Here is a 22,344-nt window from a genome sequence, read left to right as displayed (position 1 = left end):
CCCTAAAGGGTGCTTTACTCGTTCTTCATTTTTTATACAAATCACTAAAAGGTACATCCTTATACTCATCAGGTATTCCTTCTGAAAATCCCTTTTGACGCTTTAACTCTTCATAATTCCGTTGAAAATCTTCCATCTCTAACTGTCTTCTATTAGAAAGAGAAAACTTTTGATTTACAATAGTATTCCAAACATCTAGTTGATTCTCTACCATATATATATATTGCATATTCTTCATTTTAGATAACTGTCTTTCAAAATTACTTGCATCCTGTCCATTTTTTTCAAATGTTTCCTTACCTCTCTCGTTTCGAATTATACCTTCACCAAGTTCATTAATTCTCTTCTTGAATATGGCTGTGGTTTCATGAATTAAAGAATCTATTAAAAATTTTTCTTCAAAAGATTCCTCATTAACCAGATAAATAATTCGTTTCTTTAAACTTTCTACTGTTAAATCTTCTTGTAAAAATTTTTCACCTATATTATAACTAAGAAAAAACAAAACATCCTTTAATGTTGCATCCTTTGGATTACAATGCTCATCCCATTCTTTCAAGGATTCAATAAATGTATTTGTCCAACTCATCTAAACCATCTCCCTTCAACCGATATAATTCGATAAAAAGAGACAAAAACCCTCTTAAATATACCATTTATTTTGCTTAATACCTTGAATTGCTAATGCTATAGCAATTACACAATCATCATGTTTATCATTACCTTTTTTATTTCCTGTTTTTCCATCTGTTTCAACAAAAATTTGCATTTGGTCTAACGTTTCTTGACAGTTTATAAGAATCATTTCTAATTCAAATTGCTCTTTTAAATCTGTAATCATAATATTTTTTGTTACTTGAGTAGTTTGATATCCTAACTGTAATTGTTTTTTGCCTAATTGCTGATTGAAAATTTTATGTTTGTACAAATTCATATACTCATATTCTTTTCGTAAACGTTCTAAGATTGGCGTACCAAAAGAGTTTCTTTCTACTGTTAAAAAGGCATAGTTATAAAACTTGCCAATAGTATCAAGTAACTTTGCAAATTCATAAACAGGAATTTTATTATCATAAAAACTTAGCACCTGTTCACCATCTGCATTTAAAATTGAGATAGTAGAATAGTCGCCACCGCTACCGCTTGCAGTATCCACACCTGCATAATAACGGACACCCTCAACAGGTAATTCATAAATCATTAACGATTTTCCAATGTATTTTGCAATACTATCTGGAATAAACATTTTTACATCTCTATATAGAAATGGTTTTTTAATATATTTTAAGCGTTCAACAATCTTTTGTTGGTCGAAAACGTTTAATCCACTACTGATAAATGATTCCATTGGGGTTGCAGGAAATTCTTGATAAAATTGTTGCAAACTCATATCAAGTAGTTTCCATCTTCGCCACATTAATTGTTTAAGAGTTGCCCTTTGCTCATATAAAAATAATTCTTCTTGCTCTAAATCATCTTTAGTAAGACGTTTTCCTTTATTATTTGCTTTGTACCATATTTCTGCTTCATCATAATCATCCTTGAATTGTTTTGCGTATGAGGAAGAATAGAAAGGAAAGAAAAACGCTTTGTACTTCGACTCACCTTTATATGCGTTCATGAAGAGTTTTTGATAGGAGTTGAAACCATTTGAAGTAGTTTCAATTACTAATTTTGATGTTTTACTCTTTGCCAATGCTTGTTCTGCTGATAATAAAATTGAATCTTGATTCTCGTAGAATGCAAACTCTGATAATAAAATGTATTCATATGTAGTTCCACGACCCACATCTTTACCTCCTGCGGTTGCAAGTGTAATAGATGAGCCATTATCAAATTTCAATTGGTTACGGTTGTTTTGTGTATCTTTTGGAAACTTAAATTTATCATGTGGAAGGTCATCGTACATCATTTTTAATTTATCGAATAATGATGTTGATGATTCTTGTTTATAGGAAACTATCATATAATTGGTTCTTGGTCTGTTCATTGCCATCCATAAACACAAAGCCAATGACATTGTACTAAAACCAATTTGTCTTGCCTTTGCAATTACATTAAAACGTCCCATTTCATTAATGAATTTCTTTTGTTGGTCATTAACTACAAAAGGTACATATTCACCTGTATTGGTAGTGATTTTGACGAAATTTTGTAGCCATAATACAGGGTCTTCATTAATTAATTTTAGTTTTTCTGCTGTAGTAGGTTTTCTTGCCATTATACAATCAACCCATCGTCTTCTGGTTCTTCATCTACTTTAGATAATTCTGCCCCTGCTTTAATAATACTGTTGATTTCTTTATTAAGAGTTAAAAGCAATTTAACTTGCTTTTCATCACCTGTTAATGCTTTTTCTCTCACAACTTTGTAAATAGTATGTATATCATCAATCATTTTAGATTGTAAATACAGTGCCACCAAATTTGCATACTCTGGTGTCTTTTCCCAATTTGTAAAACCATTCATAGTTTTTCTACCAACTGAAATAAGAAATTCTTCTTCATTTTTTGGCAGAATAGTTTGATTGAATCGTGTATCTGGGAATTTATAATTAAAATACATTCGATTCTCTTTTGTAATCTTCTTTAATGCTTCTTTTAACGTCATTTCATTTAACCTCTTTCTTACATATCATCAAAGAAACTTTCTTCTTTGATTTCTTTCTGCTTATATGGTGATGTCCATTCTTCATGTCCTTCAAATTCATTCATATGAATTTCCATCATTCTATGTGCTCTTTCTTTACTTTTTAAACGTTCTTGATATTCTTTTTCTAATTTCTCAACAACGTATTTTGCACCTTCTTTTGAAGATTTCAGCATTGCATCTATTTTCTTTTGACCTGCTTGTTTTACGTGGTCGCAAATTGTTTCTTTCCATGCTTTATATCCATCCCAATAAAATTTAGTTTGCTTATCAAAAATTTGTTTGAAAATACCTTCATTTAACAACACATTCTCATCAGTAACCTTTTCACGCTCTCTTTCCAAGAAGGATAAGTTTTTATTTTTTGTTTCAATTTCTTTTAAATTTGTCTTAACAGACATACTTTTTACATATTGGTTTGTTTCTTGTTTCCATTTTCCAGTTTCATCTTGATATCTTTTACCAGAAACCTTTGTTAGAAATATACAATCGTTAATGATTTCCCTTGTTCGTGTCATACCTAATTCCAGCACTTCACACCATTCTTTGTCGCAAATTGCATATTCGAATTGTGCGTTATTTCTCCAATTATGGTAAGCCATAACTGTTAGGTGATAATCATCTTCTCCTGCTAGATTGTATTCACTTGATTTAATTGGCGTAAAACCTTTGAATTTGAATGGATTCTGTTTCCAATTAACTTTCCCCTCTGCTGTCGCTTTCTTCATTTCATCGTTTATTTCAATTGCTAGTGCATTCTTTTTTACATCACCGTTGAAAGATAAAGTTATATAACCTTTATCTCTTAAACCTTCCAATGCTTTTCCTGCCTTCACATTGTCACGACTTGCATTTGAAGTCGTCCACCCTAAATCTTCCACTATGATTGTTACATGTGTTCTGATATTCATTGTGCCAACATTCTTCATAAATTGAAGATAAGCAAACACCTTTAACTCATCGTTGTTTAATTTGTACTCTGTACCAAACCCAAACGCCACGTTTGGAATTTGGATATAATTATCTGTTGTCATTTTTAACATTTCTAATTACCCCTTTATTTAAATTACCTTTAATGGATTACTTGTTCTTTAATCCTAATTTTTTGCCCCGCTCATTATACTCATCCAGAGCATTTAACAACTCCCCATCACGTTCAAATAACCAAAATCGTTTATTTGTTGTGTCGTGGAATGCTGTGCAAATATATTTAATTCCTTTCTCATATCTCAAAAACTCATGTAAATTTGTTGAATAACAGAAAAAGTACTCTTTTTCTTGAAACATTCTAAATTCCTCCTTTTTAATTAACCTTCACATTACTTGAAAGTTAAACTGATAGTATTTTTTTGGGTAAGAGCCATAGAGAAGATTTCCTTGTTATACTTCTCTTCAATCATGCCTTTCGTATAAGATGTATATTTTCTTAACTCAATCACTTCTCTCAGAAAACGCTTTCTTAATTTAAAACGACAAATAGGCAACTCAATAGGTAAACCTAATACCTTTGAGATACCTTCTAAATACATCTCTGTTTGTAGTTGTCCATTCACAAGTACTATTTTCATAGAAGAGTTATATTTCTTTTTAATATTTGCAAAATCTTTCAAAGTGTATTTATTCTGAATGTCAATTAACTCTTCAAAACCTAACTTTCTTAACCATTCATTTTGAACCGACTTAAAGCACGTATAATGACCCTTATAAGAAGAATCTATACTAAGTAGCAACATCTTTCCTTCATCACTCTGCGGAAGTGATAAACCATAAAAAGACCATATTAGAAGTGCTGTACTCATTGCATACTTCTTTGTGTAATTCTCTCTATCAATGTTTTCTATCACATTAGGATTAGCAGACACAGTATTTACTTTTCCATATCTGGACAATCGTACGACATGATTATCCCAAGTCATTCCTTTTTCTAATGCAATATCAACACCAATCGCTTTTCGTTTGTCACCATCAACTGAATAGAAGTTGTTAAAATCATAGAAATGTTTAATTTCATATCCTTTAACACTCTTTAAAACAGAAGCACCAACTAAACTATCTAGGTCATCTGACAAACAAACTGTATAATCTCCAGTTTCATTAACCCATTGCGGAAATTTTCTTTTAAAATCTTGCTTCATAAATTAGCGAAAGTGTAACTTTCACTCTTAAAACTTTTGCACTAATTTATGTTTTTAATGTTTGATAAAAACTTAATTTTATCTTTTCTATTTAATTGTAAAATCGCTAAATTCTATAAATATTATTTGTTATTCCTTTATTCCATTTTACTCACGTGCTGTTTGAGTAAAAGAGTTAAGTTTCTACTACTTCCACATATTTCACTCCTTTAATTTATCTTTCGTTCATCTAAAATTTAATAAGAATTTATATACTCTTTATACTTTTTCACTTTCTCTTTATCCATCTCACAATCTCCTGTTTCATATCTGGAAAGGAGAGATGGGCTACAGCCAATATACTCTGCTAACTGGCGTAAACGTATTTTTTTCTTTCTACGTTCGATAATGTACATATCCTTAATGCTCATTGTATTTAACCTCCTATTCACTCACTTTTTTTACTTTTCATCAAAATAAATAAGGCAAGAGGAATTACCCTCTCACCTTATTAGATTTATGTATTTAATTAGTTAGTTACGCTTGTTTTAAGTTATAAACCGCAACTGCTTTTTTGCTTCCAACTTCAAGCGTTGCTTCTGCCACTACTTGACCTTTATCATTGTCACCAGTTTTACCTAATGCTTGGAATTGTGGTTGACGTAAGAAAGCAACTTTAATAGCATTTACATCAAAAGCAACAATTTTATCTGCCGGCATATAACGGTCTAAGATAAAGTTAATTTTTCCGTATGAAGTATTTACAGAATCAACAGTGATACCGAAATCAGTAGTAACATGTTGGTAAGAGTAACGGTCTTTGTATAGTTCGTCAATTTGGTCTTTTAAGTCAGCACCAACTAATGCGTAAAATTCACCATTTTCATTTCCTGCTGTCCATAATTTCTTAACAAGTTCCTTAACTTCTTTTTCAGTTAATACATCTTTAGTAACACCGTTGACAACGTTACCTGCATCAACAAATTTTAAAAGTCCATCCATTTGACGTTTGCCACTTGCACCATCGTTTTTAACACCGTTGATAAGTTTATTCTCAATACCAATAGCAAGTTCAACTAAGCGGTCATTAATTTCTTGTGCGAATAAATCACCAACTGCTCCTGTTGATTGTGCTGTACCAGATACGCTAGTTGCTTTATAGAAAATTTCCATAACGTTGTTTAATTCTGCACGTCCAGATTGTACGAATTGTGTAGCATCTACACCTTCATCCACTGTAATGTCAGCAGTGCCATCAAGAGTTTTTTCTCTCCATGTGTGAAATTTCCCTTTTGAGTCAACATATAATCCTTTGCTCATAAGTAATGTAAAAAATGGAGTAGCGATAGGTGCTACTAATGCAATTTCATCAGTAAGATGAATATTTTCCTGTGTAGTTAATTTTTTAGAATCTAACATTCTTTTTTCCTCTTTCTTATATTAAAAATTTAATTTTTGACTAATCATAGATTTAGTGTCTTTGTTTTTCTTAGCAATGATATAGCCGTCTACCTGTTTATGATTTGTCGGTTTATATCCATTCGCTAACTCTAGTTGACCAATGATTTCCTTTAATCTTATAATTTGATTATTTAATGCTTCTGTATCATCGACAGAAACGTTAAAGAAGTCAGCGAAAACTTCAACGCCTTCTTCTTTTAAGGTTTGTGCAACCTCTCTTTTCCAAATAGATTCCAACTTTTGTTGAATTTTAATTTCATCATCTGTTAATTCTTTTGGTTTGTATTGTGACAACTCTTCAATCTGGTTATATAGTAAATCTACTTCTTCTTGTGAATACGTTTTTTCTTCAACTATTTCTTCATTTTGTTGAGTTTCTTCAACATCTTTTGCCTGTTCTTGTTGTTCTTGGTTATTAATTTCTTGCATTTATATTTCTTCCTCCATTTAAAATTAAGAATAAAAAAGAAGGGTGTGGCTATCCACCCTTCTATAAAGGAGTACACTAATCGCTATCGTAAGAAAAGATGTAATTAGTTTTCCAAGGAGTTTTGCTTTTCACTCATACAATAAATTGAGTAAAGTTATAAAAAAATACCCCTCATTAATATAGTGTTTATGAGAGCACTTTTGTCGCTGTTTTGATACTTCGAATAAAATACCTCTCATTAATATAGTGTTTATGAAAACACTTTTGTTAACCTTTTTATATTTTTCCAAAATACCCTTCATATATTAGTGGCTTACAAGGGGGAAAAGTATGTATTTTATGTTTTAAGATTAATCCCCTCACTAATAATGCCTTCAACTAAGGGGTTTTGTCGCTGTTTTATGTTTTAATAAATTACCTCTCATATATTAGTGCTTTACTAGACCAAAATGTGACCATTTTATATTTGTTAAAATCCCCTTCATATATTAGTGGTTGGGAGAATACTTTTGTCGCTGTTTTACATTTGTTTAAAAGACCCTTCATTAATAAAGCCCTTATCTACATGTCTTGCAAACATTTTACTTTTAAAAATAATCCCTTCATATATTAGTGCTTTTGAAGGGCATTTTGTACGTGTTTTTCATTTTGTGTATTTATCCCTCATTAATAAAGTGTTTATGAAGGCACTTTTGCAACCATTTTGATAAAACTTTGAGAATACCTTAAAAAACATATCCGCTCATCATCTAACAATTCTATCTTTTAAAATATCTTTCAAACGCTCATACCTTCTTGTACAGTTGCTCTAGAATACACATAACACATTAACTCCCCAACACTAGAACAATCGTTTATATACAGTTTTAATTGTAATTCCAAGGTGGTAGTTTAGTTCGACAACACTATATATATATATCTTTTATATTTAATCTTTTATTATTATATAGTAGTTGTCGATTTGAACTACCACCTAAAAATGATATTGACTTTAGGTGTCCGTCTTTCATCATGGGATGAGGGTACAGGACAACGGCTAGGGCATAGAATGACTACCTTACATTGCAAAAACAAGAAGGTTAATGCAACATAAAGCAGACGTTCATTGTCATTTCTCATGGTCTATCGGGTTAAGGAATCCGTATAGTAACACCTTGTTTGAACGTTAGATTTTCACCTACAACGAACTTTTAACATGCCATGCTTGTCCAACATGCCGAAAGATTTAGGGAAGGAATTGTACTACTGACATTATCCTCAATTACTCATAACCTAATGTTATCTTTCTTATTCGTTGCTACCTGTACCGTAGTACACCAAGCAACCTTTACCAAACCGTTTATGGACGTTCTCTCCTAGACTATACTCAGCGCAAACAAGGAAACGCATTTGTGAGTATACGCTTAATTTTATGACATTGGCTTAGCAAACCTGTTCAAGTGTTTAGCGTGGTGTTAGGTCATTCCCACGTTCGGAATTACCGTACACTCCACCCCAAAAAGGCATTACTGAAGAAACCTTGCATTCCTCGAATTTTTTCGATAAAATGAAGGTGCTAAATGTACGGTTTGTCCGTTATTTAGTTGGGAACAGTGGAGTTTTTCTCCCCTGTGCTAGTTTTGAGAGTCGGTTTCTTGGCGGGAGCGACTCTTTTTCTTTTGGTTTAAACTTCAATAAAATTTAAAGGGTTATATTTATCATTTACATCATGCAGTGCATGACCATAAAGTTTTACATATCGCTCGGTCATTTGGAGCGTTTCATGTCTCATGAGTTTTTGTAAATTCAAAGAGTCCATTCCCATTTTTAAACACTTAGAAGCAAAATAACGTCTAAAAGCATGACAAGTTAGTCCTTCCATATTTAAATTCTTTTTTAAACGTTTGAATAAAGTAGATATTGCTTCTGTAGTTAATTGTCGATTCCACTTATCTGGGAACACATATACAACTTCTTTCTCTTCTTCGAAATAAAATTCTAAAAATGTTTTATATTCCGCTAATTCTTTTTGCAATTTCCTTGTGTATGGAATAGTAGCAACGGTTCTTTTCTTCCCATAGGTCATAATTGTCCTATTCCTCATGTCAATATCAGACCACTTTAAATTAACTAATTCTTCTCTTCTAAGCCCTGTAGAAATCAACAAGACAATTACCATCCGGTTTCTCATTAAAGCAAAATTCGTGCCTTTATAATGACCTCTATCAAAGTGTTCAAGAACACTCTTCACTTGCTCATCTGTTAAAACATCTGTTATGGTATCTTCTTTACTAAATTTAATTTTTTTGAATGGATTCTCCTCAACTATCCCTTCCTCTTCTAGGTACTTAAAATACACCTTTAATGTTCGATTCTTTTCATTTATTGTAGATATACTATTTTTCAACTCATGTTTACAATAAATTAAAAACTCTTTTGCAACTTTTGACGTAACTTTATCAGTGTCAAATATCCCTTTATTTACACAAAAGGACTCAAACCTTTTCAAAATTCCTTTATAAGATTTCAAAGTATGTTTACTTAAATTACGTAATTCCCTGTCATCCAAAAATTCTTGCATTGCAATTTTATACAACAAAAAAACCTCACCCTTTCTTCCTTTCGGAAAAAAGAATGAGGTTTATTTATTGGGCTAATATTTAATAACTTGTTCTAAGCGAACCAATTATGTTTTAGCCCTTCAAATGCCTTTATACTATGAATTACGAGGTGGACGTTTTCCGAAGTATTGGTAGTAATCTGTACGGATAAATCCATTAAACAGTTTACGTTTCTTCGATGCATCTTTTCCGTAGCACTTCTCAAATGCTTCGTAACTTGTTAATACATACGTCGACCATGTGTCTAATGGACGGAATACTTGTCCCATTTCTTTATACAGTTGTTCAACAAGTGCTTTTTCACTTAAACGTTCTCCGTATGGAGGATTCGTTACAACATAGCCATAATCCTCTTTTGTTGTGAAATCTTTTACTTGCATTTGTTTAAATGTAATTAAATCACCTAAACCTACTTCTTCTGCATTATCTTGAGCAACACGTATCATACGATGATCAATATCTGATCCAATGATTTGCAATGGTTGATCATAGTTCGCTAAATCTTCTACTTCTTGACGAGCTTCACGCCAGTTTTGTTTACCAACCCAGCCCCACTCATCCGATGCAAAACCACGGTTAAAACCTGGTGCGATATTTTGTCCAATTAATGCTGCTTCAATCGGAATTGTACCTGATCCGCAGAAAGGATCCACGAAAGGACGATCTGGCTTCCAGTTTGTTAATTTAATTAAAGACGCAGCTAATGTTTCTTTTAAAGGAGCTTCCCCTTGATCCACACGATATCCACGTTTATGAAGTCCAACACCGCTCGCATCGATTGTTAATGTTGCGATATCTTTTAACATTGCAATCTCAATACGGAATAACGGGCCATCTTCTTCAAACCAAGTTGTACGTTTATATGTTGTTTTTAATTTTTCAACGACAGCCTTTTTAACGATACGTTGGCAATCCGAAACACTGAATAACTCAGATTTTAAAGATTTACCGATAACAGGGAACTCACCGTTCTCTGGAATATAATCTCCCCAGTTTAATGCTTTCGTTTTCTCAAACAGCTCATCAAATGTTGTCGCTTTAAATTCGCCAACTTTAATTTTCACACGGTCCGCAGTACGTAACCATAAATTCGTGCGACAAATCGCCTTTTCATCTGCTTCAAATGTTACTTTGCTGTTTTCTACTTGGCATTCATAACCTAGATCACGAACTTCTCGGGCAACTAAAGCTTCAATACCCATTGCCGCTGTTGCGATTAAAGTAACTTTTCCCATTTGCATTCACCTCTTATGTATATTCAAACAATAATTAATAGCTATTTCTCCTATTAATTATTACATTTTACGAAGAATTTTCTCATTAACCATTTTAACTCATCATTTATAACTTCATACAAATAAAAAGCCCTCCTCTAACAAAGGAGAGCTGAGTTATTTCATAGTTGGTTCATAACGTTCTGTAAGCCATGTTCTGTTCCTTTGTACTGCAAACGGCCCACGCCTCGTACTCCGGTGGCAATCATCTATCTACAGGTTATACAACCTGTCCTTTCCCATCGTTCATTTCCTTGGAAAAGATTCCCCTACCATTATTTGGGTTTCTCGCTCGTGGGGTTTACCTCGTTCCACTCCTATCATTTCTTCAAGGACTTCGTCACTGTGGCACTTTAAAGGTAGTCAAACCATATCCGAAAGGACTTAGGTTTTTTCCCTGCCGTTAAACCAGCCTTACAGCCAGAATACCCTAGCTTATGAATTGGCTAGGCACGAACACTACAGCCATCTCAGGCCGTGCGAGCATGGACTTTCCTCTACAACGTTGGCGTTGCAGCGATTACCCAAACGTTATGACATCCATTAGTATAGTGGAAACAAAAAGATTTTGCAATGTTTTTTTCTATGTAAAATGCTTTAACCTTTTTATCACCAGAAATTATTCGTATAACTTGCTTCCAAATACAGCTTTTTCTAAATTCGATAGACGTTTTAAAATGTCCGTATTCGTGTTGTTATATACTGGTTGCGCAACTGGTGTTTGTACAGATTGTTGCGGAACTTGCGTTGCTGCTAGCTTTTGTTCTTCTAGTTCACGCTTTAAACGAGCATTTTGTTGCTTTAATTGCTCAAATTCCTTGTGGAAAGCTTCATAATCTTTAATGATCATATCAAGAAACTTGTCTACTTCTTCTTGTTGATAACCTCTCATACCTGTTTTAAATTCTTTTTCTAAAATATCTTTCGCCGTTAATTTAATTTTATCCGAAATCATTTTCTTCACCTCAAATTTTTGCCAAAACTTTCATTAACTAAATTTTTTCAGAAACAATGCTTTTTGTCAATCATATATACGAGTACTATATTACATATTACTCAGCATTATTCCACTGTTCCTCTTCTATTATATCTTGTAAATCGGAAAAAAGAATGAAATAACTGTGATAATTTTCTATTTCTCCTTTTTTCTTTGCTGCTTCTACAATATATTTAGGACTCCCTGGTTTTTCTTCATCATATACAGCTAAAAGCGCATCACTTTTTTCAATAAAAAATTGATTTTTTAATTTAAATTGCTCTGGGCTTTCGTACTTACGTTTCGTGATACTATCAACATGGTCTGCTTGAGAGAGAATAAACTCGTAATATTCACGGTTATCTTCCTTCCAACCCTCTTCTTGTTCTAAAAATGGAGTAAATACCGCTAATTTTAAATCTGGATATTCTACTTGTATTTCAAAAACAACTTCAGCAGCCCATAATTCTACACCTAACTGGCCACTTATTATAACCCACTCTAAACCATCTTCTACAAAAGCAGTTAATTTACGACGCAACGCCTTTTTTATACATTCTACTCCTGGATGATCATTTTTAAATATTCCAAGTTCAAATGGCTTATATCCTGTTACTGCAATAACTTTCATATCAACACTCCAATTACAAAAAAAGAACTAGCATTTCGCTAGTTCTAACATATCATTTACTTTTTAAATATTCCACCAACGTTTGGTCCAATATTTGGTCCAACTGGTGATACATTGTTTGGTAAAAATGGTGATACATTAGGTCCTGGTCCAAACGGTGATACATTCGGCCCTGGTCCAAATGGAGATATTTGATGACCGTGGTGATGATGTCCATGACCACACGGTCCACATCCGCCGAACCCTGGATCGATTGGGTCTACAACATTTACATTTGAGTTTGTTTGTGGGAAGAAGTTTTGGTTTTTAATTTGTTGATGGTGTACATGTGTTGTATGCGTTGGGAAAATGTGTGGCACCACCGTTGTTGAAAAAGAATGTGTTACGCATTGTTTCGTCGGATGAATGACAGGAGCAGTCGTACAAATAGGTCCTGTAGGCTTATGCCCTCCAAAGCAAGGATGACAATGATGCATAGTTTTTTCTCTCCTCTCTCATAAAAAAAATCTGATTACACTTTACAATATGAGAAAAGAGGTTAAGCCGCTTGTTATATATACCCATTTATTCTAAGGAAATTTGTCTAGACCTTTATTTCGTATACAATGTTTTTATAGCCAACCCTCCAAAATTACTTACCAAAAAAACCTCCCACTTGCTTTACAATGCCTGTTACTTGATTCATTGCATTCATCATTTGTCCAGCTGTATTCATCATTTTATTTACATCATAGTTACCATCTGAATTTTTAAATTGGGAAACGAAACTAGAAAATTGACTTGGTTGTTGCTGTTGCTTTTGTTTATTTTGCGTCGGGTACGGTTGTTTTGGTGGATAAAACATCGCTTGTTGATTATAGGGGGATGGCGGTGGCATATAGTATTGTGAATTCATATAAGGTTGCGGTTGTTGGTTCATATAAGGTTGCTGCGGTTGATTCATAAACGACACTTCAAATGGCTGGTAATAATTTTGATTTCCATAATGAGGCTCGAAAGGATACATATTATAACGTAAATATGTATCCGTATTATATTGGTACATATTTTGCTGTGCATATGGATTAGATTGCTGATATACGTTAGATTGTTGAAACATGCATTCTCTCCTCCTTCACATAAGTTTCTACATATATAATATGTACTTGTAAAATAATTTGTGTGACGGATTATCTGTCTATTTTTGTCGGAAGTTTAAATTTTTAAAAAATTATAAAAGAAAACCCTTCCATGCTATGATATAAAAGAAGAAGATTCTCATGGGGGAGGAATCAACATGGTATTAGGGGATTTAAAACAAGCGTTTTCTCAAAAAAAGGGGTATTACACAGAGAATGTAAATGAATTGTTAGACTTTGCGAGACATTGGTATCTCGAAGGAAAAATATGTATTTCAGATTACCGAACATTAATAAAAGAATTAGAGATAAACGGCGCAACAAAGCCTACAACGATGACAGAAGCATAAAAAACAAGAGGGTTTCCCCTCTTGTTACTTACATTGCTCAATTATATTTTGCAAAGTATACGAAATGGCTTGATGCGTTTCAAAGAATCGCTTACCTTTTCCTTTATTTACAAAACATTGCAACACATTTGTTTGTAAATTATCGTACACTTGATCAATTTGCTGTACATGTATATACTTTGGTTTTTCTTCCTTAATCCATTCATAAGCTAATTCTTTCCACACTTTTAATTCCTCATCTACCATATCTACAAACGGTTTCATATCCTTATAAAAATCGTATTCAATCATTTCTCTTTTTTTCACATTTGCTTCATTATTATGTTGCATAAGTTTTTCCGAAGACTGTATTAATGCTTCATACTTCATTTTATTCCCACCTTATTATGCACTCACTACGACGTTTTGAAATGCCTTCACCCAATTCCCTTTTTCTTCGTGATGCACTAATTTATTTTCCATATGCTCAATATGCATTTCTGTTATTTCTATCTTGTTGCATATTTTTTCACTCTTATCCTTTAATGCATGATTCATTCTAATCCCTATATTCATTTCCAGCAAATCGAGAGAACTTAACATTTGATCCATTGTTTTCATTACATCTTCCTTCTGAACCATCGCCATATACAAAACGCCTCCTTCTTTGCTTTTCCTTTGTCATGTAATTTCGCCGAATGATTTCACACTCCTTCTCACATGACAAAACTAGTTGTTATTCGTCAAAGAAATCATTTTGTATGTCATTTATAGAAATGGTAACAATACAAAAAGGAGGTGCATGAAAATGGCAAAGAACAAAAACGAAAAAAAGAAAAAACAAAATAAACAAAATAAACCCGAAACTGGCAACCCAAAATTAGATGGTCCAAACTTCCCTGCTACATAAAGTAAAACTTCTTTAATCTCTTATATTCATTACGTTTTGAGATTAAATGTTTAGCACGCATAGCAGGGTTACTTCACATTAAGAAGTCCCGTCTTCATAAATGAAGACGGGACTTCTTTTTTATTATATCACGAACTCATCTATCCTTTTAACAAAACGATTTACGGTGGAAGCAATATAGATTTGCTCCCTCTTTCTTTTATACCATTCTGTTATATCAACTTCACCCTTATACTCTTCTGGTAAAAATAGTTCATTTATTTCCGTATCTCTACAAAACCAATCTCTCATACTTATTTCATCATGTGCAACAGCAGGATAAACTTCTCTAAGAGCTGGTGTACAAGATTTTCTAGCTTCTCTTACATAACATTCATAATCTGCTCTTGATCCTGTGTGTATCGTTTGCGATGCAAACCTATGGAATAAACTTTTATACTTCCAATGAAATAGTAACGCTGCTAATTTCTTTCCTAGTTCTATACGCTTCTGTAACGTTTCAAATTGATAAATTGAAAAACCATACATCTTCCCTTCAACGGTTGGGAATATAACGGCACTAATATGAAGCATTTCTTGTAATTTAAAAAGCGCTGTATGGAATACATGTTTTTTAAAATATGCATTCTCAATAACTGGTTTTTGAATTTTATTTTGTTCATTTATAATAAGCGCTATCATAAGTCTATTTATATCTTTTTTCTCCCAAAAATATATCCATTCCTTTTCCATAAAAATGGATACGTTAAAATATTGTAACAAATGGAATAGTGGCACCTGCCTCCTCTTACTTTCTTCATATAACAACAGCTGAGGAAATGCATCTAAAAAAATAATCCAATTCGCTTCTTCATAAGTCAAAAATAAATGTTTTTTTACTGTTTGAGGTAAAACAGTAGCATAATACCTCCCTTGTAAATCAGTCATATTCCATCCCGCATTTCTCGAGACCATACTCGCTAAAAAAGCCCACCTAATTTCACTATTTCTTACATAATATTCTTGATAACACTGCGTTCGAGAAATGTTGTCCATATTAGCTATTTCTATTTCCCTCTTCATGTTGTAAACCATTGTTTTTTCTTCCTCTGTACAGACCGTATTTTTACGATATTGTTTAATTTTTTCATAATCATTCCATGTAAACATGAATAAGTCATCATACCTTTCTTCAAAAAGGTCACATCTTTTTTCATTTTTTGTTATAATCACCTTTGTAAGTAATTCTTAGCAAGTTGGGAGTGGACACACTATGACCATTCGTTACCCAAATGGAAAACGGTACAATCAAGCTTCACAACCTCATAAAACACCAATAAAAAAACATACTTATAGTAACAGAGGTATGTCCCTTGAAGAGGAATTGAATGAAACAAATGAATATTACTTAACCCATAATATTGCATGTGTACATAAAAAACCTACACCTCTTCAAATTGTAAAAGTAGATTACCCCGCTCGAAGTGCTGCAGTGGTAAAAGAAGCGTATTTTAAACAACCTTCTACAACAGATTACAACGGTGTATATAAAGGGAAATACATCGATTTTGAAGCGAAAGAAACAAAAAATAAAACGAGTTTTCCACTTCAAAACTTCCACCTTCATCAAATTGAGCATATGAAGCAAGTAATCGCTCATAATGGAATTGCATTTGTCATTATTAAATTTACACTTTTTGATGAACTTTATTTATTAGATGCAAAACATATTATTGCATTTTGGAATCGTCAAAATACTGGTGGACGAAAATCGATTACGAAAGAAGAAATAGTAGAGCATGGATCTTTATTATCATGCGGTTATCACCCTCGGATTGATTATATCCGTGTACTAGACACGGTTTATTTTTCGTGATAGAGTCATCACTAAGGCTCTTTTTTCGACTTTTGGGGAGAGAATGAAAGGTAGGAGAAAGTATAATGTCAGATAATTATCGTTCTCGTACAGAACGAAATCATGTAAAAAATCAAAAGCAAGAAACAAATACAGAGAAAAAACCAAAGAAAAAAGGCTCCTTTTTTAAAAAATTCCTTATAGGTTGTCTACTTCTTGGTATCGTTGGTCTTGTAGCTGGCGTTTCCGTTTTCTTTGTTATGGTGAAGGACGCTCCAAAATTAGACAAATCAAAACTTGTCAATCCTTTATCAACAAAGTTTCTTGATAAAGATGGGAACTTTTTCTATGAATACGGTGCTGAAAAACGAACCCACGTTACGTACGATCAAATTCCAAAAGTAGTTGAAAATGCATTCCTTGCAACTGAGGACTCACGTTTCTATGATCATAATGGAATTGATTTTAAACGAACTACAAAAGCAGTTATGGAAAATGTCACTGGAGGTTTCGGATCTCAAGGTGGTAGTACGATTACACAACAAGTAGTCAAAAACTATTTTCTAACGATGGACAAAACTGCAAAGAGAAAAGTACAAGAATGGTACCTATCTTACAAATTAGAGCAACAATACTCTAAACATGAGATTTTAGAAATGTACTTAAATAAGATTAATTTAGGTAACCGTTCATATGGTATTGCGACAGCAGCGCAAAAATATTATGGTAAAGATTTGAAAGACTTACAGTTACATGAAGCTGCTATGCTCGCTGGTTTACCCCAAGGTCCAAACATTTATGATCCAACCAAAAAGGAAAATGTTGAACGAGCAACAAATCGTCGTAATGTCGTATTGTCATTAATGAATCGACACGGTTATATAACAAAAGAAGAAATGAATAATGCAGTTAAGATCCCAGTAACAGAGGATCTTCAACCGTCTTCCGAAATAACTGAGATGAAGTATCAAGCATTTTTAGATGCGGTTGTAAAAGAAGTTGAAAAAGAATATCCTGATGTAAATATCGGTTCAGATGGTTTGACGATTCATACAACACTTGATCAAGATGCTCAAGATTATGCTGAAAAAATTATGGATGGCAATCTTATTAAGTATCCGAACGATCAATTCCAAGGATCATTCGTATTTATGGATACACAATCTGGAGAAGTTCGTGCAATTGGAGCTGGGCGTAAAGAAAGTAAGTCTACTTTCAAAGGTCATAATATGGCCACTGATTTAAAACGCCAAGTCGGTTCAACAATGAAACCAATTTTCGACTACGGACCAGCAATTGAAAATTTACAATGGTCTACATACCATCAATTAAATGACTCAGAGTATACGTATTCCAACGGTAAAAAAATACGAAATGCAACAAATAGTTACAAAGGTGACGTTTCACTACGTGAAGCTTTGAAAAAGTCATTAAACATCCCAGCTTTAAAAACAGCTCAAGCGGTTGGTCTTCCAAAGTCACAAGCGTTTGCTGAAGGTTTAGGTATGACATTTAAAGACGGCAAAACATTTGAATCAACAGCAATTGGTAGTAACGATAGTTCACCATTACAAGTAGCAGGTGCATATGCAGCCTTTGGTAATGGTGGGAACTACAATAAACCGCACTTCGTAAAAGAAGTTATCTTCCCAGATGGGAAAAAGAAAAGTTTTAAACCGAAAGAGCAACGTGCGATGCAAGACTACACAGCTTACATGGTGACTGACGTTCTTCGTGACGTAGTAAGACCTGGTTCTGGCGGTACTGGTCCAACAGCATACGTTTCAGGTGTTGATGTTGCCGGTAAAACAGGAACACAAAACTTTGATGAAGACGTTATAAAAAAATATGGTATTCCAGCTGATGCAAACAGAGATAGCTGGTTCGCTGGATATACACCGCAATATACAATGGCAGTATGGACTGGTTATGAAAAAAATGGCCCAGAAAACTACATTAGTGATCGTTATACTAGAATTGCACAGCAAATGTTCCAAGTAATGATGAGTAAATTCGCTACAGATAAAACTCGTTTCGAACGCCCTTCTTCTGTACAAGAATTAAATGGTGAATTGTACGTAAAAGGCGCTAAAAAAGATGCAGTGAAACAAATTAAAGTAGATGCACCTAGTGGTCTTAATGTCACTTTCGATGGCGCTAGCACAGTTACACTAAACTGGTCTGGACCAGCAGAAGTTGATGCGTATGCCGCAAGCTATAAAGCGACTGACGGTTCAAGTGGTAGTTTATCAATAAAAGGTACGACAGCTACTCTCGGTGGTATTAAACCAGGCGTTACTTACAGCTTCTCTGTAGTAGCGAAAAAAGGTACTGGAACAAGCCCAGCAGTTGGAGCATCCTTCACTGCGCCTGGAGGAACTCCAGACGCGAAGAAAGCTGAAGATGAGGCTGCTAAGAAGAAAGCTGAAGAGGAAGCTCAGAAAAAGGCTAATGAAGATAAATTAAAACAAGAAGATGCTAAGAAAAAAGCTGAGGAAGAGCAGCGTAAACAACAAGAGCAACAGCAGCAAGAACAACAACGTAAACAACAAGAAGAAGCTCAAAAGAAAGCTGAAGAGGAAGCTAGAAAAAAAGCTGAAGAAGAAGCTAAAAAACAACAAGAACAACAACGTAAACAGCAAGAAGAGGCTCAAAAGAAAGCTGAAGAGGAAGCTAGAAAAAAAGCTGAAGAAGAAGCTAAGAAACAACAAGAACAACAACACAATACCGGTGAAGATACACCACACGCAGACGGAAATGTTGTTACAACAGAGTCTTAATACAAAAAAGAAGTCCTTTTCTCTTAACGAGAAAAGGACTTCTTTTTTGTTATCATTTTCTTTACATATAACTTTTCTATTTTAATATACAACTGCGCTAACTGAATATAAGAATGATAATTATTCGGTTTCTTTATAATGAACGAATAGCGCTCTATAAAATTCACTGGTTGTACTTCCAACATACTCGTGTAATCTTCCATTTCGTTCAAACTATAAACAGGTTGTTCATTTAGCCAATATACAATTGATAACAAATGTGCTGCAAAAAGAATCATTGGGCCTTCAGCTTCTTGCTTATTTCTGTTTCGAAAAAGTGTCGCAATGTCTTCATGCTTACTTTTCCATACATTCAACATTACTGGAATACTATTTTCAATTTCATTCCACGGCTCATATTGTCTTTCCATATCATATATAAAATAAGTATTTTGTATTGTTTCTTCAAAAGACTGTTCTGTATAATACACAATCGAATTTTTACTTTCTTTAAAAAATGGTAAGCATCGAAATTCTTTCGGTATTTCTATCACTCGCTCCATCCTTTATTTCCCCTTCATTCGCTTCTTTCCTTCACGACATACTTCTAGTAAAGGGCACTCCTCACATTGTGGTCGCTGCGCTTTACAGTGATAACGTCCAAAGAAAATCATACGGTGATGTGTGACGCTCCATTCATCCATCGGAATTTTCTTCATTAATGTCTTTTCTACTTCTAACACCGAATCTTTCCATCTACAAATCGCTAACCGTTTACTCACTCTTTCTACATGCGTATCAACAGCAATTGCCGGAATACCAAACGCTACCGAAACAACTACATTTGCTGTTTTTCGACCTACTCCTGGTAACTTCGTAAGCTCATCTCGATCTTTCGGCACTTCCCCATTGTAATCATCTAATAACATTCTGCACAATTTTTGAATGTTTTTTGCTTTATTTCTATACAAACCAATAGAACGTATATCTTGTTGTAATTCTTCTAGCGAAACACTTAAATAATCTTCTGGCGTTTTATATTTTTGAAATAAATTTTTCGTCACTTTATTTACAAGTGCATCTGTACATTGTGCAGATAACGCTACCGCGATTACTAGTTCAAACGGATTATCATGAATTAATTCACAATGTGCTTCTGGATACATATCCGCCATTGTGTCTAAACAATAGCGAATTTGCGTTTTATTTAACATATACTTCCTCCTACATTACTGCTCCAACCAATTATAAAAAGGTACTTTTCCAGTAAATTTCGTCTCTTGTTTTGTCGTTTGCTGCGTTCGTTGTTGATTTGCTCTAAATTTTCGTCCTTGGTTTTGGGCTTGATCTACTGTTTTAATACCATTCTTTTTCCATTCAAATAAAATACGATCAATATATCGGAAATTAAGCTTACCACTCATTACAGCTTCCCTGAGGGCCGCTTGAATTAAATTCGGATGATGTTGATCTTGATCTTCCCACATTCCCAACGTTTCACATTCAAATGGAGAGAGTGGTCTTCCAAATTCTTTTTCAAATACTGTATATAAATTTACTTGCAGTTGCTTTATTTCTTTTTGTTCTTCCTCTATTGATTCATTCATTAAGAAATGCAATATTTTTTCCCATAGCGGTTGTAAAGAATAACTTTCACACATCATCGCTTCTGATTTTTGTCCACCTTCTAGTGATAAAAAACCTTTTTGAATCAATGCCTGAATAACTTCCATACATTTCATTTCGGTAATCGTCATCCGTTCTGAAATCTCTGACGGAGTCGGAAACGAATTGCCCGATTCTAAAAATGTATGTACATGAAGTACAACCATAAATTCCGTTTCATTTAACCCTAATTTTTTATAATGCATCATAAGTAATTTTGGAATTGCAATGCTTCCCTGCTCAAACCACTGTAACATCATTTTCTTTTTCATCACCAAACACCTCGCTCTCTAGTATAACACACCTTTCGCTATTTCTTTTTGCCACAATTCGTCAAAAAAACCTCCCTATTATTGTAGGAAGGTTTTTTTGTATTACGTTAATAAAATATCCAATTAAGCTTGCACTTTACTTTTCATAAACGTATGAATACGTTCTAATGCTTTCTCCACTTGTTCAAGAGATGTCGCATATGATAAACGAACGTTATTTGGAGCACCAAATCCTGTACCTGGTACAAGAGCTACTTTTTCCTCTTCTAATAGAGCTTTTGCCCAATCATCAACAGTTTCGTATCCTGATAAAGCTACTGCTTCTTTTACATTAGGGAATAAGTAAAATGCACCTTGTGGTTTAATGCAAGTAAAGCCAGGGATTTGAATTAATTTATCATAAATAATGTTTAATCTCTCTTCAAATGCTTGACGCATTGTTTCTACAGGTTCTTGTGAGCCTGCATATGCCGCGATTGCGCCGTATTGAGCGATTGAAGTAGGGTTTGACGTACTATGACTCGCTAAGTTCGTCATCGCTTTAATAAGCTGCTTATTTCCTGCTGCATATCCAATACGCCATCCTGTCATAGAATGAGATTTAGATACACCATTAATAATAAGTGTTTGTTCTTTTAATGCATTAGAAAGCTGGGCAACCGAAGTATATTCTGCTCCACCATAAATTAATTTCTCATAAATTTCATCTGAAACGATTAAAATATCGTGTTCTAAACATACTTCTCCAAGCTGTTGTAATTCTTCTTTGCTGTAAATCATTCCTGTTGGATTGCTCGGTGAATTAATAATAACTGCTTTCGTTTTCTCTGTAATTGCCTCACGCAGCTGCTTCGCTGTAATTTTGTATTCATTATCTTCAAGGCCTTCTACATAAACTGGCTTACCACCAGCAAGTTTTACTTGTTCCGGATAACTTACCCAGTATGGCATAGGGATGATAACTTCATCTCCTTCATCAAGTAACACTTGGAATAATGTATATAATGCATGCTTTGCACCGTTACATACAATAATTTCAGACGGATCATACGCAATTCCTTGATCGCGAGTAAACTTCTTAACAATTTCTTGTTTTAACGCTTGTAATCCACCTGTTGGTGTATACTTCGTATGTCCTTCTAACATCGCTTTATGTGCAGCATCCATAATATGTTCTGGCGTATTAAAGTCAGGTTCTCCTGCCCCTAATCCAATTACATCATGACCTTCTGCTTTTAATGCTTGTGCCTTTGCTGTAATTTCTAAAGTTGCAGATGGTGTTAAAGCAGCTACTCGCTTTGCTAATTTCATTTGTAGTTCCC

Annotated in this window: 26 protein-coding genes and 1 other RNA gene; 4 read left to right on the top strand and 23 right to left on the bottom strand. The window is 33.8% G+C overall.

Translation table 11 applies throughout. The annotated features are described in order from the left end of the window. Positions 1 to 25: 25 nt before the first annotated feature. The 16 genes from PDQ68_RS07825 to PDQ68_RS07750 all read right to left on the bottom strand — a co-directional run bounded on the left by PDQ68_RS07825 (position 26) and on the right by PDQ68_RS07750 (position 13,234). A complete protein-coding gene (locus tag PDQ68_RS07825; RefSeq protein ID WP_270786649.1) occupies positions 26 to 589 on the bottom strand; it encodes a hypothetical protein in 564 nt (187 codons plus the stop codon). Between the two features lie 54 nt (positions 590 to 643). Next, positions 644 to 2,221 carry a terminase large subunit domain-containing protein gene (locus PDQ68_RS07820; RefSeq protein ID WP_012093780.1) on the bottom strand — a complete coding sequence of 526 codons (1,578 nt, stop codon included), beginning with the start codon at positions 2,219 to 2,221 and terminating at the stop codon, positions 644 to 646. Continuing rightward, positions 2,221 to 2,610: a hypothetical protein gene (locus PDQ68_RS07815; RefSeq protein WP_012093779.1), complete on the bottom strand. Its 390-nt coding sequence runs from the start codon at positions 2,608 to 2,610 to the stop codon at positions 2,221 to 2,223. Before PDQ68_RS07815 ends, PDQ68_RS07820 begins: the two co-directional genes overlap by 1 nt. Positions 2,611 to 2,627: 17 nt before the next feature. Continuing rightward, positions 2,628 to 3,692, bottom strand: a complete 1,065-nt coding sequence (locus PDQ68_RS07810) for a hypothetical protein (protein WP_012093778.1) — start codon at positions 3,690 to 3,692, stop codon at positions 2,628 to 2,630. Positions 3,693 to 3,729: 37 nt separating this feature from the next. Next, the gene (locus tag PDQ68_RS07805; protein WP_000485079.1) at positions 3,730 to 3,936 is read right to left on the bottom strand and encodes a hypothetical protein; all 207 of its coding nucleotides are present in this window, start codon (positions 3,934 to 3,936) and stop codon (positions 3,730 to 3,732) included. 32 nt (positions 3,937 to 3,968) lie between these two features. Further along, positions 3,969 to 4,784 carry a hypothetical protein gene (locus tag PDQ68_RS07800; RefSeq protein WP_012093776.1) on the bottom strand — a complete coding sequence of 272 codons (816 nt, stop codon included), beginning with the start codon at positions 4,782 to 4,784 and terminating at the stop codon, positions 3,969 to 3,971. 236 nt (positions 4,785 to 5,020) lie between these two features. Further along, positions 5,021 to 5,194: a helix-turn-helix domain-containing protein gene (locus tag PDQ68_RS07795; protein ID WP_041809596.1), complete on the bottom strand. Its 174-nt coding sequence runs from the start codon at positions 5,192 to 5,194 to the stop codon at positions 5,021 to 5,023. 106 nt (positions 5,195 to 5,300) lie between these two features. After that, complete coding sequence (locus tag PDQ68_RS07790) at positions 5,301 to 6,182, bottom strand: SU10 major capsid protein (protein ID WP_000887342.1); 882 nt, start codon at positions 6,180 to 6,182, stop codon at positions 5,301 to 5,303. A 21-nt stretch (positions 6,183 to 6,203) separates the two neighbouring features. Continuing rightward, positions 6,204 to 6,653, bottom strand: a complete 450-nt coding sequence (locus tag PDQ68_RS07785) for a hypothetical protein (RefSeq protein WP_012093773.1) — start codon at positions 6,651 to 6,653, stop codon at positions 6,204 to 6,206. Positions 6,654 to 8,317: 1,664 nt separating this feature from the next. Next, positions 8,318 to 9,229: a tyrosine-type recombinase/integrase gene (locus PDQ68_RS07780; RefSeq protein WP_235590145.1), complete on the bottom strand. Its 912-nt coding sequence runs from the start codon at positions 9,227 to 9,229 to the stop codon at positions 8,318 to 8,320. 120 nt (positions 9,230 to 9,349) lie between these two features. Continuing rightward, positions 9,350 to 10,489, bottom strand: a complete 1,140-nt coding sequence (locus PDQ68_RS07775) for a THUMP domain-containing class I SAM-dependent RNA methyltransferase (protein ID WP_000521235.1) — start codon at positions 10,487 to 10,489, stop codon at positions 9,350 to 9,352. A gap of 180 nt (positions 10,490 to 10,669) precedes the next feature. Beyond that, positions 10,670 to 11,060: RNase P RNA component class B (rnpB, locus tag PDQ68_RS07770), an RNA gene on the bottom strand. Between the two features lie 87 nt (positions 11,061 to 11,147). Continuing rightward, positions 11,148 to 11,483 carry a cell division regulator GpsB gene (gene gpsB, locus PDQ68_RS07765; protein ID WP_061184018.1) on the bottom strand — a complete coding sequence of 112 codons (336 nt, stop codon included), beginning with the start codon at positions 11,481 to 11,483 and terminating at the stop codon, positions 11,148 to 11,150. Positions 11,484 to 11,580: 97 nt separating this feature from the next. Then, positions 11,581 to 12,135: an SLOG family protein gene (locus PDQ68_RS07760; RefSeq protein WP_000862921.1), complete on the bottom strand. Its 555-nt coding sequence runs from the start codon at positions 12,133 to 12,135 to the stop codon at positions 11,581 to 11,583. A 56-nt stretch (positions 12,136 to 12,191) separates the two neighbouring features. Then, on the bottom strand, positions 12,192 to 12,611 hold the full coding sequence (locus PDQ68_RS07755; protein ID WP_000546263.1) for a CotD family spore coat protein: 420 nt from the start codon (positions 12,609 to 12,611) through the stop codon (positions 12,192 to 12,194). Between the two features lie 155 nt (positions 12,612 to 12,766). After that, complete coding sequence (locus tag PDQ68_RS07750) at positions 12,767 to 13,234, bottom strand: YppG family protein (RefSeq protein ID WP_014893168.1); 468 nt, start codon at positions 13,232 to 13,234, stop codon at positions 12,767 to 12,769. 177 nt (positions 13,235 to 13,411) lie between these two features. Between PDQ68_RS07750 and PDQ68_RS07745 the strand changes: the two genes are divergently transcribed. After that, the gene (locus PDQ68_RS07745; RefSeq protein WP_000242661.1) at positions 13,412 to 13,603 is read left to right on the top strand and encodes a YppF family protein; all 192 of its coding nucleotides are present in this window, start codon (positions 13,412 to 13,414) and stop codon (positions 13,601 to 13,603) included. Between the two features lie 24 nt (positions 13,604 to 13,627). On the opposite strand, the gene PDQ68_RS07740 is transcribed toward PDQ68_RS07745, so the two are convergent. After that, a complete protein-coding gene (locus PDQ68_RS07740) occupies positions 13,628 to 13,972 on the bottom strand; it encodes a YppE family protein (RefSeq protein ID WP_000872959.1) in 345 nt (114 codons plus the stop codon). 15 nt (positions 13,973 to 13,987) lie between these two features. Continuing rightward, entirely contained in the window at positions 13,988 to 14,230 is a 243-nt protein-coding gene (locus PDQ68_RS07735) for a hypothetical protein (RefSeq protein ID WP_001252039.1), read from the bottom strand. 85 nt (positions 14,231 to 14,315) lie between these two features. On the opposite strand from PDQ68_RS07735, the gene PDQ68_RS07730 reads away from it, so the two are divergent. Then, complete coding sequence (locus PDQ68_RS07730) at positions 14,316 to 14,492, top strand: hypothetical protein (protein ID WP_001982922.1); 177 nt, start codon at positions 14,316 to 14,318, stop codon at positions 14,490 to 14,492. Between the two features lie 123 nt (positions 14,493 to 14,615). On the opposite strand, the gene PDQ68_RS07725 is transcribed toward PDQ68_RS07730, so the two are convergent. Next, a complete protein-coding gene (locus PDQ68_RS07725) occupies positions 14,616 to 15,641 on the bottom strand; it encodes a DUF2515 domain-containing protein (protein WP_029141089.1) in 1,026 nt (341 codons plus the stop codon). 103 nt (positions 15,642 to 15,744) lie between these two features. Here PDQ68_RS07725 and recU point away from each other — a divergent pair, with 103 nt between their 5' ends. Both recU and PDQ68_RS07715 read left to right on the top strand, forming a co-directional pair. Next, on the top strand, positions 15,745 to 16,347 hold the full coding sequence (gene recU / locus PDQ68_RS07720; protein ID WP_000155593.1) for a Holliday junction resolvase RecU: 603 nt from the start codon (positions 15,745 to 15,747) through the stop codon (positions 16,345 to 16,347). A 65-nt stretch (positions 16,348 to 16,412) separates the two neighbouring features. After that, positions 16,413 to 19,106, top strand: a complete 2,694-nt coding sequence (locus PDQ68_RS07715) for a PBP1A family penicillin-binding protein (protein ID WP_061184017.1) — start codon at positions 16,413 to 16,415, stop codon at positions 19,104 to 19,106. A 23-nt stretch (positions 19,107 to 19,129) separates the two neighbouring features. Here PDQ68_RS07715 and PDQ68_RS07710 read toward each other — a convergent pair whose 3' ends face one another. The 4 genes from PDQ68_RS07710 to aspB form a co-directional block, all read right to left on the bottom strand. Further along, on the bottom strand, positions 19,130 to 19,648 hold the full coding sequence (locus tag PDQ68_RS07710) for a YpoC family protein (RefSeq protein WP_061184016.1): 519 nt from the start codon (positions 19,646 to 19,648) through the stop codon (positions 19,130 to 19,132). A gap of 3 nt (positions 19,649 to 19,651) precedes the next feature. Then, entirely contained in the window at positions 19,652 to 20,299 is a 648-nt protein-coding gene (gene nth, locus PDQ68_RS07705) for an endonuclease III (protein ID WP_000933025.1), read from the bottom strand. Between the two features lie 15 nt (positions 20,300 to 20,314). Next, positions 20,315 to 21,022 (bottom strand): DNA replication protein DnaD, encoded by a 708-nt coding sequence (dnaD, locus tag PDQ68_RS07700; protein WP_000728540.1) that lies wholly within the window; start codon positions 21,020 to 21,022, stop codon positions 20,315 to 20,317. 123 nt (positions 21,023 to 21,145) lie between these two features. Next, entirely contained in the window at positions 21,146 to 22,333 is a 1,188-nt protein-coding gene (gene aspB / locus PDQ68_RS07695; protein ID WP_061184015.1) for an aspartate transaminase AspB, read from the bottom strand. Between the last annotated feature and the right edge of the window lie 11 nt (positions 22,334 to 22,344).

The sequence above is a fragment of the Bacillus cereus group sp. Bc010 genome (assembly GCF_027716745.1).
Taxonomy (GTDB): domain Bacteria; phylum Bacillota; class Bacilli; order Bacillales; family Bacillaceae_G; genus Bacillus_A; species Bacillus_A pacificus.
Note: the sequence above shows the minus strand (reverse complement) of the source record. Positions and strands in the feature narration are given on the sequence as shown.

What these genes read in the sequence shown, in the direction of transcription:
- PDQ68_RS07825 (WP_270786649.1), bottom strand. Translation starts at nt 589, where the DNA reads ATGAGTTGGACAAATACATTTATTGAATCCTTGAAAGAATGGGATGAG.
- PDQ68_RS07820 (WP_012093780.1), bottom strand. Translation starts at nt 2,221, where the DNA reads ATGGCAAGAAAACCTACTACAGCAGAAAAACTAAAATTAATTAATGAA.
- PDQ68_RS07815 (WP_012093779.1), bottom strand. Translation starts at nt 2,610, where the DNA reads ATGACGTTAAAAGAAGCATTAAAGAAGATTACAAAAGAGAATCGAATG.
- PDQ68_RS07810 (WP_012093778.1), bottom strand. Translation starts at nt 3,692, where the DNA reads ATGTTAAAAATGACAACAGATAATTATATCCAAATTCCAAACGTGGCG.
- PDQ68_RS07805 (WP_000485079.1), bottom strand. Translation starts at nt 3,936, where the DNA reads ATGTTTCAAGAAAAAGAGTACTTTTTCTGTTATTCAACAAATTTACAT.
- PDQ68_RS07800 (WP_012093776.1), bottom strand. Translation starts at nt 4,784, where the DNA reads ATGAAGCAAGATTTTAAAAGAAAATTTCCGCAATGGGTTAATGAAACT.
- PDQ68_RS07795 (WP_041809596.1), bottom strand. Translation starts at nt 5,194, where the DNA reads ATGAGCATTAAGGATATGTACATTATCGAACGTAGAAAGAAAAAAATA.
- PDQ68_RS07790 (WP_000887342.1), bottom strand. Translation starts at nt 6,182, where the DNA reads ATGTTAGATTCTAAAAAATTAACTACACAGGAAAATATTCATCTTACT.
- PDQ68_RS07785 (WP_012093773.1), bottom strand. Translation starts at nt 6,653, where the DNA reads ATGCAAGAAATTAATAACCAAGAACAACAAGAACAGGCAAAAGATGTT.
- PDQ68_RS07775 (WP_000521235.1), bottom strand. Translation starts at nt 10,489, where the DNA reads ATGGGAAAAGTTACTTTAATCGCAACAGCGGCAATGGGTATTGAAGCT.
- gpsB (WP_061184018.1), bottom strand. Translation starts at nt 11,483, where the DNA reads ATGATTTCGGATAAAATTAAATTAACGGCGAAAGATATTTTAGAAAAA.
- PDQ68_RS07760 (WP_000862921.1), bottom strand. Translation starts at nt 12,135, where the DNA reads ATGAAAGTTATTGCAGTAACAGGATATAAGCCATTTGAACTTGGAATA.
- PDQ68_RS07755 (WP_000546263.1), bottom strand. Translation starts at nt 12,611, where the DNA reads ATGCATCATTGTCATCCTTGCTTTGGAGGGCATAAGCCTACAGGACCT.
- PDQ68_RS07750 (WP_014893168.1), bottom strand. Translation starts at nt 13,234, where the DNA reads ATGTTTCAACAATCTAACGTATATCAGCAATCTAATCCATATGCACAG.
- PDQ68_RS07745 (WP_000242661.1), top strand. Translation starts at nt 13,412, where the DNA reads ATGGTATTAGGGGATTTAAAACAAGCGTTTTCTCAAAAAAAGGGGTAT.
- PDQ68_RS07740 (WP_000872959.1), bottom strand. Translation starts at nt 13,972, where the DNA reads ATGAAGTATGAAGCATTAATACAGTCTTCGGAAAAACTTATGCAACAT.
- PDQ68_RS07735 (WP_001252039.1), bottom strand. Translation starts at nt 14,230, where the DNA reads ATGGCGATGGTTCAGAAGGAAGATGTAATGAAAACAATGGATCAAATG.
- PDQ68_RS07725 (WP_029141089.1), bottom strand. Translation starts at nt 15,641, where the DNA reads ATGTTTACATGGAATGATTATGAAAAAATTAAACAATATCGTAAAAAT.
- recU (WP_000155593.1), top strand. Translation starts at nt 15,745, where the DNA reads ATGACCATTCGTTACCCAAATGGAAAACGGTACAATCAAGCTTCACAA.
- PDQ68_RS07715 (WP_061184017.1), top strand. Translation starts at nt 16,413, where the DNA reads ATGTCAGATAATTATCGTTCTCGTACAGAACGAAATCATGTAAAAAAT.
- PDQ68_RS07710 (WP_061184016.1), bottom strand. Translation starts at nt 19,648, where the DNA reads ATGGAGCGAGTGATAGAAATACCGAAAGAATTTCGATGCTTACCATTT.
- nth (WP_000933025.1), bottom strand. Translation starts at nt 20,299, where the DNA reads ATGTTAAATAAAACGCAAATTCGCTATTGTTTAGACACAATGGCGGAT.
- dnaD (WP_000728540.1), bottom strand. Translation starts at nt 21,022, where the DNA reads ATGAAAAAGAAAATGATGTTACAGTGGTTTGAGCAGGGAAGCATTGCA.
- aspB (WP_061184015.1), bottom strand. Translation starts at nt 22,333, where the DNA reads ATGAAATTAGCAAAGCGAGTAGCTGCTTTAACACCATCTGCAACTTTA.